Consider the following 13,390-nt stretch of genomic DNA (forward strand, 5'->3'; position numbering starts at 1 on the left):
GGGAATGTCTATCGGCACGATTACGAGGATGTGGCGGCGCAGATGATCTGGGATACCGTCCACCGCGCCCTGCCGGGCCTGAAAGCAGTGGTGATGGAAGAGCTTGCCCGCTCGGGATAGCTGCAAGCCGTAGCGAAGAACTCATGCCGCCCGTCGATGGTTAATCGCGTCTTAACCTCGCCGTATCTATGGTGGCTGATCTGTTTCCGCTCGATCCACCATGGCGATCGGCTGCGGTGAAAACTGGCGTATTTCGAATGGCTTTGTCCGCTTCCACCTCACCGGCGCGTGCGGCCGGCAGCGTCGACGCTACCGGGCAGAGCGAGCGCTCGCCGTTCGCGCGGCTGACTGAATTGTTGGCGCCCCATCAGCCGGGCCAAAGCCTGATCAATCTGTCGGTCGGGGAACCCCAACATCCAGTGCCGGATTTTGTCGGCCCCGTGCTGGCGCGGCACACGGCCGAGTTCGGCCGCTATCCGCTCGCCAAAGGCATCGAGCCATTCCGCAACGCCGCGTCCTCTTGGCTGACCAAGCGCTTCACGCTCGATCGCGCGCCTGATCCCGAGACCGAAGTGCTGGTGCTGAACGGCAGCCGAGAAGGATTGTTTCTCGCCGCGATCGCGGCCGCACGCCATGTGCCAAAGCGCGACGGGGCGCCGGCGATCCTGATGCCGAATCCGTTCTATCCGGCCTATGCGGCCGGCGCGCGTGCCGCCGGGTGCGAAGCGGTGTTCCTCCCGACCACGCTGAGCAATGGGTTTCTGCCGGATCTCGACCAGCTCGACGAGGCGACGCTGAAGCGCACCGTGGCGATTTATCTCGCGTCACCTGCAAACCCGCAGGGCTCGGTCGCATCGCTTGATTACTTCACGCGGCTGAAGCAGCTCGCCGATCGCTATGGCTTCATGATCCTCAGCGACGAGTGCTACTCGGAGATCTACACCCAGGTCGCGCCCGGCAGCGCGCTGCAGGTCGCGGGGCCCGATTTCCGCAACGTCGCCGTGTTCCAATCGCTGTCGAAGCGATCGAATTTGCCCGGCATGCGGGTCGGCTTCGTCGCCGGCGATGCGAGCTTTCTCAAGGCCTATCACGAGCTGCGCAATGTCGCGGGGCCGCAGGTGCCGATCCCGCTGCAGCATGTCGCCGTCGCGGCTTACTCGGACGAGACACACGTCGAGGAAAACCGGCGGCTGTATGGGCTGAAATTCGATCTCGCCGATCAGATCCTCGGGGCCCGTTACGGCTATCAGCGTCCGCCCGGCGGCTTCTGCCTGTGGCTCGATGTTTCGGCCCATGGCGGGGACGAAGTCGCGGCGGTGCGGCTGTTCAAGGAGGGCGGCGTTCGCGTGGTGCCGGGCAGCTACCTGGCGCGGCAGCAAAGCGACGGCAGCAATCCGGGTGCGGGCTACATCCGCGTCGCGATGGTGCAGGACAGCGGCATCACCGCCGAGGCGCTGCATCGCCTAGTGCGGATTCTCGGGTGATGCGCAGGGCCCCATGAGCATGCCGGCGATCGAACGAGCCTTTCCCCTGGTTGGACACCTGCCGCTCTCGGTGCGAGAAGTTTTGGCGCGGCGGCTGCGCGAGCTGGCGGGCTTCGGCCTGATCGCCGTCACCGCAGTCGCTGCCGCGGCGCTCGCGACCTGGTCGGTGCAGGACCCCAGCCTCAGCCACGCGACATCACGGCGCATCCACAATCTGCTCGGCTACCCGGGCGCGATCGGCGCCGATCTGGCGATGCAGATCCTCGGCCTTGGCGCGATCGGACTGCTGATGCCGGTCGCGGTATGGGGCTGGCGGATGCTGAACCACCGCCCCTTCGACCGAACCGCGCTGCGGATGGGCGCCTGGATCCTGTGCACGATCTTCGCCGCCGGCTTCGCTTCGTCGTTTCCGCACGATACGGCGTGGCCGCTGCCCACCGGGCTCGGCGGCGTGGTCGGCGACGCGCTGGTGCGGGCGCCGTCGCTGGTGTTCGGGCCCGGCCTGATTTTCCGTGTCATCCTGAGCCTCATCCTCGGCATCGCCGTCATGGCCACATTCCTGATCGCCGGAGGCTTCGGGTCGCGCGAACGCGACCCCGACGAGACCCCGGCCGACGAGGATCTGCCGCTCGAGGACGAAGAAGAATCCGACCGCGGATCGGTGTCGCTCGGCTGGCTGGTGCACGCGCTGCTCAGTGCCAAGGCGCGGCTGTGGCGGCTGGCGAAGCTGTCCTATCAGGGCCTCGTCAGCAGTGCGCCGACCGGCGGCAAGCAGACCTTCGAACGGCAGGAGCCGCGGCTCGGAGGACGCGCCGCGCCGCCGATCGCGCCTGAAGCCGATCACGACGAAGACTTCGAGCCTGAGATCGCCGACGACATCGAAGACGAAGACGACGAGGAGGAAGCTCCTCCGGTCGCCCGCGCGCCGCGCAAAAAGGTCGCCCCCAAGCCGGTGGCCAAGAAGGCGCGGTTCGACCTGCCCTCGGTCAACGTTCTATCGGCACCGAAGGCATCGGACCGGCAGCCGCTCAACAAGTCCGAGCTCGAGGCGAATTCACGCGCGCTCGAAGGCGTGCTGCAGGATTTCGGCGTGCGCGGCGAAATCATCAAGGCGAGCCCCGGCCCGGTCGTGACGCTTTACGAGCTGGAGCCGGCGCCCGGCATTAAGTCGTCGCGCGTCATCGGACTCTCCGACGACATCGCCCGTTCGATGAGCGCGCTGTCGGCACGCGTGGCGGTGGTGCCGGGCCGCAATGCGATCGGCATCGAGCTGCCGAACGCGCATCGCGAGAAGGTGTATTTGCGCGAGCTGCTCAGCGTGAAGGACGCCAACGAGACCGTGCACAAGCTACCGCTGTGTCTGGGCAAGAATATCGGCGGCGATTCGATCATCGTCGATCTCGCCCGGATGCCGCATCTTCTGATCGCCGGTACGACCGGTTCGGGTAAGTCGGTTGCGATCAACACCATGATCCTCAGCCTGGTGTACCGGCTGCGGCCGGATCAATGCCGGCTGATCATGGTCGATCCGAAGATGCTCGAACTCTCGGTCTATGACGGCATCCCGCATCTGCTGACGCCGGTGGTCACCGATCCGAAGAAGGCGGTGGTCGCCCTGAAATGGGCGGTGCGCGAGATGGAAGAGCGCTACAAGCGCATGGCCAAGCTCGGCGTTCGCAACATCGACGGCTACAACACCCGCCTCGGCGAAGCCAAAGCCAAGGGCGAAGAGCTGACCCGCACGGTGCACACCGGCTTCGACAAGGAGACCGGCAAGGCGATCTACGAGGAAGAGAAGCTCGATCTCGAACCGCTGCCCTATATCGTCATCATCGTCGACGAAATGGCCGACCTGATGATGGTCGCCGGCAAGGACATCGAAGGCGCGGTGCAGCGTCTTGCCCAGATGGCACGTGCGGCCGGTCTGCATGTGATCCTGGCGACGCAGCGTCCGTCGGTCGACGTCATCACCGGCACCATCAAGGCCAACTTCCCGACCCGCATCTCCTTCCAGGTCACGTCGAAGATCGACAGCCGGACCATCCTGGGCGAGATGGGCGCCGAGCAGCTGCTCGGCCAGGGCGACATGCTGTACATGGCGGGCGGCGGCCGGATCAGCCGTGTGCACGGCCCGTTCGTCTCCGACGAGGAAGTCGAGAAGGTCGTCAAACACCTCAAGGCTCAGGGCGCGCCCGAATATCTCGAGGCGGTCACCGCCGAGGAGCCTGCCGAGGGCGAAGACGGCGCGGTGTTCGACGCGACCGGAATGGGCGGCGACGGCGGCGGCGATCTGTTCCAGCAGGCGGTGGCGATCGTCAAACGCGACCGCAAGGCGTCCACCAGCTATATTCAGCGGCGCCTGCAGATCGGGTACAACCGCGCCGCCTCGCTGATGGAGCGAATGGAGCTGGAAGGCATCGTCGGCCAGGCCAATCACGCCGGCAAACGCGAGATCCTGGTGGCCGAAGAGGATTCGAACTTTTGAACGCCGGGATCACGGGAATGCAAATGTCCGATATGGGGTCGCGAAATCGCCATAGCGTCCCTGTAGCGGCAGACGGGCAACGCGACGACGTTGTCGCAACCGTGCAGGACATGAGTTTGATCAAGCAATTCAACGGTTTGAAGCCGGTGTGGGCGACCGGAACCAACCTGCGGCGCGCCTGCGCGGCCGCCGCAGCGATTGTGATCGCCAACATCGCGCAGCAGCCGGCGAATGCCGAGCCGATCCCGGCTCCGAAGCCGTCACCCCGTGCGCTCAAGCTCAGCGCCGCAGAGCCGAAGCAACGTTCGCCGCAGGCGCCGGCGCAGCCGCCGGTCGCAAAGCTGACCACGCCGCCCGAGCCGGTGATTCCCGATCCGCGCCGCAACGTGCCGGCGTCGATCTTCACCACGTTCGACGCGGCTCAGAAGGCCGAGGCCGCCAAGGCCAGCGCCTATCTGTCGTCGCTGCAGACGCTGGTCGGCCAGTTCGTCCAGGTCGGACCGGACGGCAGCAAGCTCACCGGCGATTTCTACATCATGAAGCCCGGCCGGGTGCGGTTCGAGTATGACGACCCGAGCCCGATCTCGATGATCGCCGACGGCCAGTCGGTGGTGGTGCGTGATCGCAAGCTGGCGACCCAGGACGTCTATCCGCTGTCGCAGACGCCGTTGCGCTATCTGCTCAGCGACCGGCTCGATCTATTGCGCGACACCAACGTCGTCAGCATCACCTCCGATGATCTGTATTCCAACATCATCATCGAAGAGAAGAACGCCGTCATCGGCACCAGCCGCCTGCTGCTGATGTTCGGCACCAAGGACGGCCAGCTCAAGCAATGGACCGTCACCGATCCGCAGGGCTACGACACCACCGTCGCGGTGTATAATCTCGACACCACCAAGCGGCCCGACCCGTCGATGTTCAAGATCGACTACACTAATTATCAGACGCCACCCGGTTAGTCGTCCGACGCATGACCGCGGATGCGATCATCGGTGTTTACGCACGACACGCACAGCAATGGGATCGTGAACGCGGCCGCACCCTGGTCGAACGCGTCTGGCTCGAACAGTTTCGCCAGAGCGCCGGCGAACGCGCCGACATCCTGGACCTCGGTTGCGGCGCGGGCGAACCGATCGCGCGGTTTTTGATCACAGCGGGGCATGGTCTCACCGGGCTGGATTCCTCACCCGGCTTGATCGAGCTGGCCCAGCGTCGCTTTCCAGATCAGCATTGGGTGGTGGGTGATATGCGGCGCGCGGATCTGAAGCGCCAGTTCGGCGGCATCCTCGCTTGGGACAGTTTCTTTCATCTGTCGCCCGACGATCAGCGCGCGATGTTCGCGGTGTTTCGGGCGCACGCGGCTCCCGGCGCGGCGCTGATGTTCACCTCAGGTCCGGCCGAAGGCGTGGCGATCGGCACGTATCAGGGCGAGCCGCTGTATCATGCTAGCCTTGCTCCGGCCGAATATCGGCAGTTGCTCGCCCGGCACGGTTTCACGGTCGTAGCCCACCGCGCCGATGATCCAGACTGCGGCGGCCACACCGTGTGGCTGGCGAAATCCGGTTGAAGCCGCGGGGCTCAGGCTTGCTCCCCTGGCTGCGATCCGCTAGGTCGCGCAGATGCGTCTCACGCTCACGACTTGGAACATCAACTCGGTGCGGCTTCGCATCGACCTGGTGGCGAAATTCCTCAAAGCCCAACGCCCGGACATCCTGTGCCTGCAGGAGACGAAGTGTCCGGACGATGCGTTTCCGCTGAAGCGATTCAAGCGCCTCGGCTATGAGCACATCGCGCTGAACGGACAGAAGGGCTACCACGGCGTCGCAGTGGTTTCGAAGCTGCCGTTTGTCGCCACCGATATCCGCACCTTCTGCGACATCATCGACAGTCGCCACATCTCGGTCTCGATCAAGACCGACGACAACGCGCCTCCGCTGGTGCTGCACAATTTCTACGTCCCGGCCGGCGGCGATATTCCCGATCCGGCCGTCAATCCGAAGTTCAAGCACAAGCTGTCGTTTCTCGACGAGATGAAAGCCTGCGAGCCGCTGCATCCATCGGGCGATCAACGGCACATCCTGGTCGGCGATCTCAACGTCGCGCCGCACGAGCACGACGTCTGGTCGCACAAGCAGCTTCTGAAAGTCGTGTCGCACACGCCGGTCGAATGCGACAAGCTGCTCGCGGTGCTGCGCGCCGGCAACTGGGTCGACGTCGCGCGTGACCGCATCCCGCTCGATCAGAAGGTCTATACGTGGTGGAGCTATCGGGCCGCCGATTGGACAGTGGGCGATCGCGGCCGGCGGCTCGACCACATCTGGGTGTCGGAAGCGCTGAAGGACCGCGTCACCGACTTCAAGATCCTGCGCGATGCGCGCAGCTGGGAGCGGCCGAGCGACCACGTCCCGGTGACGATGACGATGGAGCTGTAACTACGACGTCAGCTTGCTGCCGACCATGACGATGTCGTTGGCGATCTGACTGGTGCGGGCGGCAAATTCGTCGCGCAGCCTCAGCGCTGCGCCGGGATCGCTTTCGAGCACCCGCTGAAACAGGCTGCGGGCGATCCGGATCGCCGACGAGTATTCGAGCGCCACAGCGGTCGACGGCCGCCGCATCGGCATCACCAGCGCCAACTCGCCGATCAGATCGCCCGGCCGCGCCACCATCTCGTGGACGCCGCCGTCTTCCATCGTGATCTGAAATGCGCCGCGCTGCACCACGTAACCGGCATCGGCGGCCTCGCCGGCATTGAACATCACGTCGCCGCGGGCGAAGTCGCGCTGCTCCGAGCCGATCGCCAGCATCCGCAGCGCCTGCTCGCCGAGCAGCCGCAGCGTCGGGACGCGCTCGAGCAGGGCAACATCATCTTCGATCGACATGAAGGACCGGGCCGCGGGTGAATCGGTCCCTTATTGGTATCACGGCACGAGTTTGTAGCCACCGGCCTCAGTGACCAGAATCTCGGGATTCGCCGCGTCACGCTCGATCTTTTGGCGTAGCCGGTAAATGTGAGTCTCCAGCGTATGGGTGGTGACGCCGGAATTGTAGCCCCACACTTCCTGCAGCAGCGTCTCGCGCGATACCGGCGCTTGTCCGGCGCGGTACAGGAAGCGCAGGATCGCGGTTTCCTTCTCGGTCAGCCGCACCTTCTTGGCATTTGCGCCGGTCAGCATCTTCGAGCCCGGGCGGAACGAATACGGCCCGACCACGAAGACCGCGTCCTCGCTGGCTTCGTGCTGACGTAGCTGAGCGCGGATCCGCGCCAACAACACGGCAAACCGGAACGGCTTGGCCACGTAGTCGTTGGCGCCGCTCTCGAGCCCCAGAATGGTATCCGAGTCGGTGTCATGACCGGTCAGCATGATGATCGGGGCCTTGAAGCCGCCCTTGCGCAGCGACCGCACCACTTCGCGGCCATCGGTGTCGGGCAAGCCGACATCCATCAGCACCAGATCGGGAGACAGCGCTTTGGCGGTCTGGACCCCCTTGGCGCCGGTATCGACCGCCGATGCCTCGAACTCTTCGTGCAGCGAGAGCTGCTCGACCAGCGCGTCGCGCAGATCATTGTCGTCGTCCACGATCAGGATCTTGCGGGCGTTCGGCATGGGCGCGGTCCTTCCGTCGTCTGGCGGCGCGGCTCTCATCGGGGCGCGCACGCAAATCAAGCGCGATTGTATCGCAGATCAGCAGATAGGGAGCGATTCCGCGGAATTTAACTGCGGAAGTCTAAATTTGCCTCCATGATGCTCGCGGCAGAACCGATCGGCGCATGAAAAAGGCAACCAGATCATTAACTTCGAGGCAATCGCCTCGGACCGGGCCAGTCTTGCGAGTTGCCGTGCGGGCGGCGGCTGGCCAACGTAGCCGTGGCTGGCTGATTGCCGGCGGACAGATCATTCCGGTCGCGCTCGGCCGCGGCGGCATTCTGGCGAATAAGCGCGAGGGCGACGGCGGCACGCCGCGCGGCACGTTTCGCCCGCTACGGCTGTGGTGGCGCGCCGACCGCGGCCCACGGCCCCGCACGCACCTGCCGATCCGGATCGTCGGCCCCGACGATGCCTGGTGCGAGGACCCGACGAGCCGACACTACAACCAGCCGATCCGCCGGTCGGCCAACGGGGAAGGCGATCGCCTGATGCGCGACGATCACCTTTACGATCTGATCGTCGAGATCGACCACAACACCCGGCCGCGAGTGGCCGGCCGCGGCAGTGCGGTGTTTCTGCATCTGGCCCGCGACAATTTCGGCCCGACCGCCGGCTGCGTGGCGATGACCCGCCCGAACCTGACGCGCCTGCTCGCGCGTCTCGGGCCAAGAACCAAGATTGTGATCGGGTGAGTTTTGGGCGGGTGCTGTGCTTTGCCGGACGTCAGCCATGGCTCACATTCGGGCCAACGACCGACTGCACCGCGGCCTCGTCGATGCCGTGAAGATTGCCGAGCCACTACTCGAGCGTCGCTCAGAACACGATGCGATAGCTGGCCGAAAGCCAGGTGAGGTTGCGGTTTGTCTGGTTGGAGGTGTTCACCATGATCAGCCCGTCGCCGGGGCCGAGGCGGTAGCGCAGGCCGAGGCCGGCGCGGCCCCAGTCCTGCTTCACATTGCCGCCGTCGAACGCGAAGTTCGACAGGCCGAGGATCTGGCCGGTCGTCGCCGCGCCGGTGCGCTCGAAGCGGTGGGCGTATTCGAGCCGCGTCACCAGGCCGAGCTGCTCGGTCAGCGGCGTTAGCATGTCGCCGCCGATGCGCGCCACCGTGGAGTTTTCATGCGAAGCGTCGAACCGCACCGGGAAGCTGCCGCCGGTCTCGATGTAGGCATCGAGCCGCGTGTTGAGATAGGTGATGCTGGCATAGGGCGAGAACCCGGTCTTGCCGAAGCGTAACGCGTCCTGCCAGTCGAGCCGGGCGCGGGCGCCTGCGGTCAGCGTGGCGGTGCTGCCGAACGAGATGTCCTGGGAGTTGGCGTTGAGATAGCCGCGGCGGATATCGGCTGTACCCCAGTTGAGATAACCGGTGACGGTCGCCACCAGGCCGGGGCCGAACAGCATCGAGGCTTCGGGCACCACATAGGTGCCGGTGGTGTTGCTGGCGCCGCCGAGTGCCAGAGGGGTGCGGGAGGCGACACCGCCGACGCCGAACTTCACGGTCACGCCGTGCTCGAAGCCATGAGCGATGCCTCCCTCGCCGAGGCCGGAGCCGGCATCGAGTCCGCCGCCGCCACCGGCGACCGCGACATCGCCGGCGGTCCATACCGCCGAGCGTCCCGGCGCCAGCAGCGTGGTCAGCGGCGAGGAGTGCGCGCCGTTGACGATCATATCGCCGGTCTGCAGCTGCGGCGCGGTGCGCGGCGTGCCGCCCAGGCTCGCCTGGAAATTCACCACATCCATCAGGCCGGCCGCGGCGACGAAGGGCGCTGGCTGCGAAGGCGTTACACCGGGGGTGGTCGGCGGCGGCGTGGTCACTGGCGTCTGTGTGACGCCGACCGGCCCGCGCGCGATAAAGGGATGGCCATTGGCCAACTCACCGACGATGGTCGTGCCATCCGCAGAAATTCCACGAGCCGCGACGGTCACGTCTGTCGGGATAGTGGCGCCGTTGTTGCGCAGCCATTGCTCGACGGTGATCATGCCGGTGGCCTGGGTCCAACGGATGGCGCGTGAAGTACCGGTGGAGTCGGCGTTGGCTTGGCCTACCACGACATCACCGTTGGCATTGACCGCAAGAGCCTCGGACCGGAGGCCGCCATTGAGCATGCCAAGAGACACCATACCCCCGGTCTGCGTCCACCGGAATGCGGTGCTGGCGTTTCTGTTGGCGCCGTCATTTGCAACACCGACCACGACGCTGCCGTCGGAGTTGACGCCTTGAGCCTGGGACGTATTTCCACCATTCAGCATGCCCAGAGAGGTCATGCCGCCGGCCTGCGTCCAGCGAAATGCGGTGTTACGCGTCTGACTGGCGCCATCGTAAGCAGAACCCACCACAACGCTGCCATCGGCGCTAACCGCCAAGCCCTGAGAGAAAGGGCCCCCGTTCATCATCCCGAGACTGACAATGCCGCTGGCCGCCGTCCACCGAAAAGCGGTATTCCTATTGGCATTTGTGCCGTCTTGCGCCGTTCCGACCACGACGCTGCCGTCGCCGCTGACGGCATTTGCGGAGGAACTATTCCCACCATTTAGGGTTCCGAGGCTGACGATGCCGCCCGCCTGTGTCCAGACAAACGCACGATAACGCGAACTGCCGTCCCGCGCCAAACCGACCACGACGTTGCCATCGGCACTCACGCCGTAGGGGGTTGTCGCGTTGCCATTGTTCAGGTTGCCGAGGTCGGTCATGCCTCCCGCCTGGGTCCAGCGCCACCCTGTCGAGGTCGTGCTTGTGTTCGTGAAGCCGACCACGACCGATCCGTCCGCATTGACGGCGAACGCAGACCCGCTATTGGGTGACGTTGACCCTAGGAGGTCAGTTAACGCCGCGGTTTGCGCCAACGCGGAGGAGGCGATCACGCTACTGGCCAGTGCCGTCCCAGCCCACAGGCCCAACGATGATCGGTTTGTGCACGGCATTGGACGCAGTCTCGGTATGAATCAAAAAGGGGCGGCACCCGAGCAATATCGACCACCAGCATGCGCCAGCAAGCGAATACCGTTCCGTATTCGGAACAATTCGCGTGTCATCTGCGCTGAGCGGATTCCCGGTTACACGCACGGAACTGTGGCCACTCGCATCACGCGAGGAACGCGCCGTCAGACCGTTTTTAGCGATGCCCGAAGATCGCCGACCCCACCCGCACATGGGTGGCGCCGAACTGGATGGCGGTGGCGAAGTCGGCGCTCATGCCCATCGACAGTTTCGACAGCCCGTTGCGTTTGGCGATCTTCGCGCACAGGGCGAAATGCGGCGCCGGAGCCTCATCGACCGGCGGGATGCACATCAGCCCAGCGATCGTCAGACCCCACCGCTCGCGGCAGGCCACCAGAAAAGCGTCGGCATCCTGCGGCGCGATGCCGGCTTTCTGCGGCTCCTCGCCGGTGTTGATCTGCACGAACAGGTCGACCTTGCGGCCAGCCTGCGGCAGTACCTTGCTCAAAGCCTCGCACAGACTGTCGCGATCGACCGAGTGGATCGCATCGAACAGCGCGACCGCGTCCTTGGCCTTGTTGGACTGCAACGGCCCGATCAGGTGCAATTCGGTGCCGGGATATTCCGCCACCAATGCGGGCCATTTGCCCTTGGCTTCCTGAACCCGGTTTTCGCCGAACACCCGTTGGCCCGCCGCCAGAACAGGCCGGATCGCATCGGCCTCGAAGGTCTTCGACACTGCGATCAGCGTCACCTCGCTGCGTTCGCGACCCGCGTCCCTGCAGGCGCGAACAATCTCGGCCTCGACTGTCGCCAGATGATCGGCCGCACTCATCGCGTCTCGGCCCTCTGAAGCCTGCGCAGACATGGTGAAAGCAACGTAAACGGTGCGAAATGTGCGGTGAGATCTCTCACGACTAGGCTTTCGGTCAAATTGTAACGATTCGCGGAAAGGCTTTTTGAAGCCTTCCACCTAGGATGATTGCGGGGGGTCGAGGGGCAACGATGTCACGCATCGCAATCGTCCGCAAGAAAGCCAAGCTCAGAGACTTGCTCGGCATCCGAGCCAGGCTGACGATCCTGGCGCTGATCCTGGTGTGTCCGCTGATGCTGGACCGGGTGCGCCTGCTTGAGCAGACCCGGGCCGCCCAGTTCGCCGGGATGGCCAAGGAGCTGTCGACGCTGGCGCAGCGCACGGCCGACGCCGAACGAGAGGTGATGTCCTCGGTCGAGGCTGTGCTGAAATCCGCCGCCTATGTGCATGCATCGGCCTCCCAGGCAGGACGAAGCTGTAGCATTCTGCGTGCGAGCCTGCGGGTCGATCTGCCGTCGATTCGGATGTTGATGGTCGCCGATCCGGACGGAATCGTGCGCTGCTCGACCGCCTCGACGTTCGTCGGCAGCGATATCAGCGACCGTCCGTATTTCCGGAAGGCACTCGAAACGCACGATTTTATCGTCAGCGATTTTCTCGTCGGGCGACACACCCAAAAGGGCACGATCCTGGCCGCCTATCCGGTGTCGGCCATCGACACCGGCAAGGAAGCCGTCATCGTCGCCGGTCTCAATCTCGACTGGCTGTCCGACATGATGAGCAATCTTGCCGGGCGAACAGGCGTCAGTGCGGCCCTGATCGACGGCGAAGGCACGGTCCTGGCGACGCCGCCGGACGAACGCAGCCTGATTGGCAAGAAGCTGGACAAACTGGAGCTGCTGCCCGCCATGGCGGAGAACCCGCAGGGTCGGCAAGCCGCAACCATCCGTGACGAGGCCGGACGATTGCTGTCGATCAGCCGAATTCCCGGGACCAGCGCGCGATTGGTGGTCACCATCGACGAAAGCAAAGTCTCGGCCGGCATCAATCATGAAATCCGCACCGCCTATCTGCAGCTCGCCCTGGTCTGCCTGTTCGTGCTGCTGGGCGCCTTGATCGCGGCGGAGCGGCTGATCGTCCAGCCGATTTCGGTGCTGACTGCGGTTGCCAAGAGATTTGCGGCGGGCGATTGGTCGGCCAGGGTCGCTCGCAAGGGGCTGCCCTCGGAATTCGTGCCGCTGGCGCGCGCCTTCAACGCGATGGCGGCCCAGCTCGGACAGCGCGAACGTGAGCTGGTCGCCAACAACAGCCGCCTCAGCGTAATGGCGTCAATGGATCTGCTCTCCGGGCTCGCCAACCGGCGCGGATTCCAGAGCCGGCTCGAGGTCGAATGGCTGAAGGGCCAGCAGACCGGACACCGGCTGGCGCTGATGATGATCGACGTCGACCACTTCAAGCTGTTCAACGATTCCTACGGCCATCCCGAAGGCGATGCCTGCCTCAGCCGGATCGGCGAGACGCTTGCGGCGGTCGCCAACCAGACCGATGGTTTCGCCGCGCGGTATGGCGGCGAGGAATTCTGTCTGCTGCTTCCGGAAACCGGGACGGCCCGGGCCATTCAGGTCGGTGAGCTGGTGCGCGCCACGATCGAGCAGCTTGCGCTGCCGCACCGAACCAGCGCATTCGAGCGCGTCACGGTCAGCATCGGCGTTGCCTGCACGCTGCCGAGCGAACAGGCCTCACCGGCGGAGCTGGTCGAGGCGGCCGACGCCGCGCTGTACGCGGCCAAGCATCGCGGCCGCAACAATGTGGTCGAGCACGGCTTCACCCGTGCGGCCGGCGGCGCGGTGGCGTTAGCGAGCTGAGGTCGCCCGGCGGGTCGCCGGGCTTGCGCCATCCCATTGACCCGACACCTTGTTTCGTGGCCTATTCCGCGCGCTTCGCGCGCGATTTGACCCGAGCCCCCGCACCGGTTGGCGACCTCGGCCGCGCCTTGTTTTCCGCCCTGCTGATCCG

Annotated in this window: 11 protein-coding genes; 7 read left to right on the forward strand and 4 right to left on the reverse strand. The window is 65.1% G+C overall.

Annotation, left to right across the window (positions count from 1 at the left end; translation table 11 throughout):
- Positions 1 to 257 precede the first annotated feature (257 nt).
- From DY468_RS17240 to DY468_RS17260, 5 genes are read left to right on the forward strand one after another with little or no spacing between them, the layout of a single operon-like run.
- Entirely contained in the window at positions 258 to 1,484 is a 1,227-nt protein-coding gene (locus DY468_RS17240; protein ID WP_164606023.1) for an aminotransferase class I/II-fold pyridoxal phosphate-dependent enzyme, read from the forward strand.
- 13 nt (positions 1,485 to 1,497) lie between these two features.
- The gene (locus DY468_RS17245; RefSeq protein ID WP_164606024.1) at positions 1,498 to 3,969 is read left to right on the forward strand and encodes a DNA translocase FtsK; all 2,472 of its coding nucleotides are present in this window, start codon (positions 1,498 to 1,500) and stop codon (positions 3,967 to 3,969) included.
- Positions 3,970 to 3,986: 17 nt separating this feature from the next.
- Complete coding sequence (locus DY468_RS17250) at positions 3,987 to 4,931, forward strand: outer membrane lipoprotein carrier protein LolA (RefSeq protein WP_107353876.1); 945 nt, start codon at positions 3,987 to 3,989, stop codon at positions 4,929 to 4,931.
- Positions 4,932 to 4,942: 11 nt separating this feature from the next.
- Complete coding sequence (locus DY468_RS17255; protein WP_164606025.1) at positions 4,943 to 5,539, forward strand: class I SAM-dependent DNA methyltransferase; 597 nt, start codon at positions 4,943 to 4,945, stop codon at positions 5,537 to 5,539.
- A 52-nt stretch (positions 5,540 to 5,591) separates the two neighbouring features.
- Complete coding sequence (locus DY468_RS17260) at positions 5,592 to 6,404, forward strand: exodeoxyribonuclease III (protein ID WP_107353878.1); 813 nt, start codon at positions 5,592 to 5,594, stop codon at positions 6,402 to 6,404.
- Here the strand turns inward: DY468_RS17260 and DY468_RS17265 are convergent, their stop codons facing one another.
- Both DY468_RS17265 and DY468_RS17270 read right to left on the reverse strand, forming a co-directional pair.
- Entirely contained in the window at positions 6,405 to 6,854 is a 450-nt protein-coding gene (locus tag DY468_RS17265) for a cyclic nucleotide-binding domain-containing protein (protein ID WP_164606026.1), read from the reverse strand.
- A 39-nt stretch (positions 6,855 to 6,893) separates the two neighbouring features.
- A complete protein-coding gene (locus DY468_RS17270; protein ID WP_107353880.1) occupies positions 6,894 to 7,580 on the reverse strand; it encodes a response regulator transcription factor in 687 nt (228 codons plus the stop codon).
- Positions 7,581 to 7,744: 164 nt separating this feature from the next.
- Between DY468_RS17270 and DY468_RS17275 the strand changes: the two genes are divergently transcribed.
- Complete coding sequence (locus DY468_RS17275) at positions 7,745 to 8,314, forward strand: L,D-transpeptidase family protein (RefSeq protein WP_164606027.1); 570 nt, start codon at positions 7,745 to 7,747, stop codon at positions 8,312 to 8,314.
- 121 nt (positions 8,315 to 8,435) lie between these two features.
- Here DY468_RS17275 and DY468_RS17280 read toward each other — a convergent pair whose 3' ends face one another.
- Both DY468_RS17280 and DY468_RS17285 read right to left on the reverse strand, forming a co-directional pair.
- Positions 8,436 to 10,544: an autotransporter domain-containing protein gene (locus DY468_RS17280; RefSeq protein ID WP_283808785.1), complete on the reverse strand. Its 2,109-nt coding sequence runs from the start codon at positions 10,542 to 10,544 to the stop codon at positions 8,436 to 8,438.
- 191 nt (positions 10,545 to 10,735) lie between these two features.
- A complete protein-coding gene (locus DY468_RS17285) occupies positions 10,736 to 11,395 on the reverse strand; it encodes a YggS family pyridoxal phosphate-dependent enzyme (protein WP_164606029.1) in 660 nt (219 codons plus the stop codon).
- 170 nt (positions 11,396 to 11,565) lie between these two features.
- Here DY468_RS17285 and DY468_RS17290 point away from each other — a divergent pair, with 170 nt between their 5' ends.
- A complete protein-coding gene (locus DY468_RS17290) occupies positions 11,566 to 13,239 on the forward strand; it encodes a diguanylate cyclase domain-containing protein (protein WP_164606030.1) in 1,674 nt (557 codons plus the stop codon).
- The last annotated feature ends 151 nt before the right edge of the window (positions 13,240 to 13,390 follow it).

This window comes from Rhodopseudomonas sp. BR0M22 (assembly GCF_010907035.1).
Lineage (GTDB): Bacteria > Pseudomonadota > Alphaproteobacteria > Rhizobiales > Xanthobacteraceae > Rhodopseudomonas.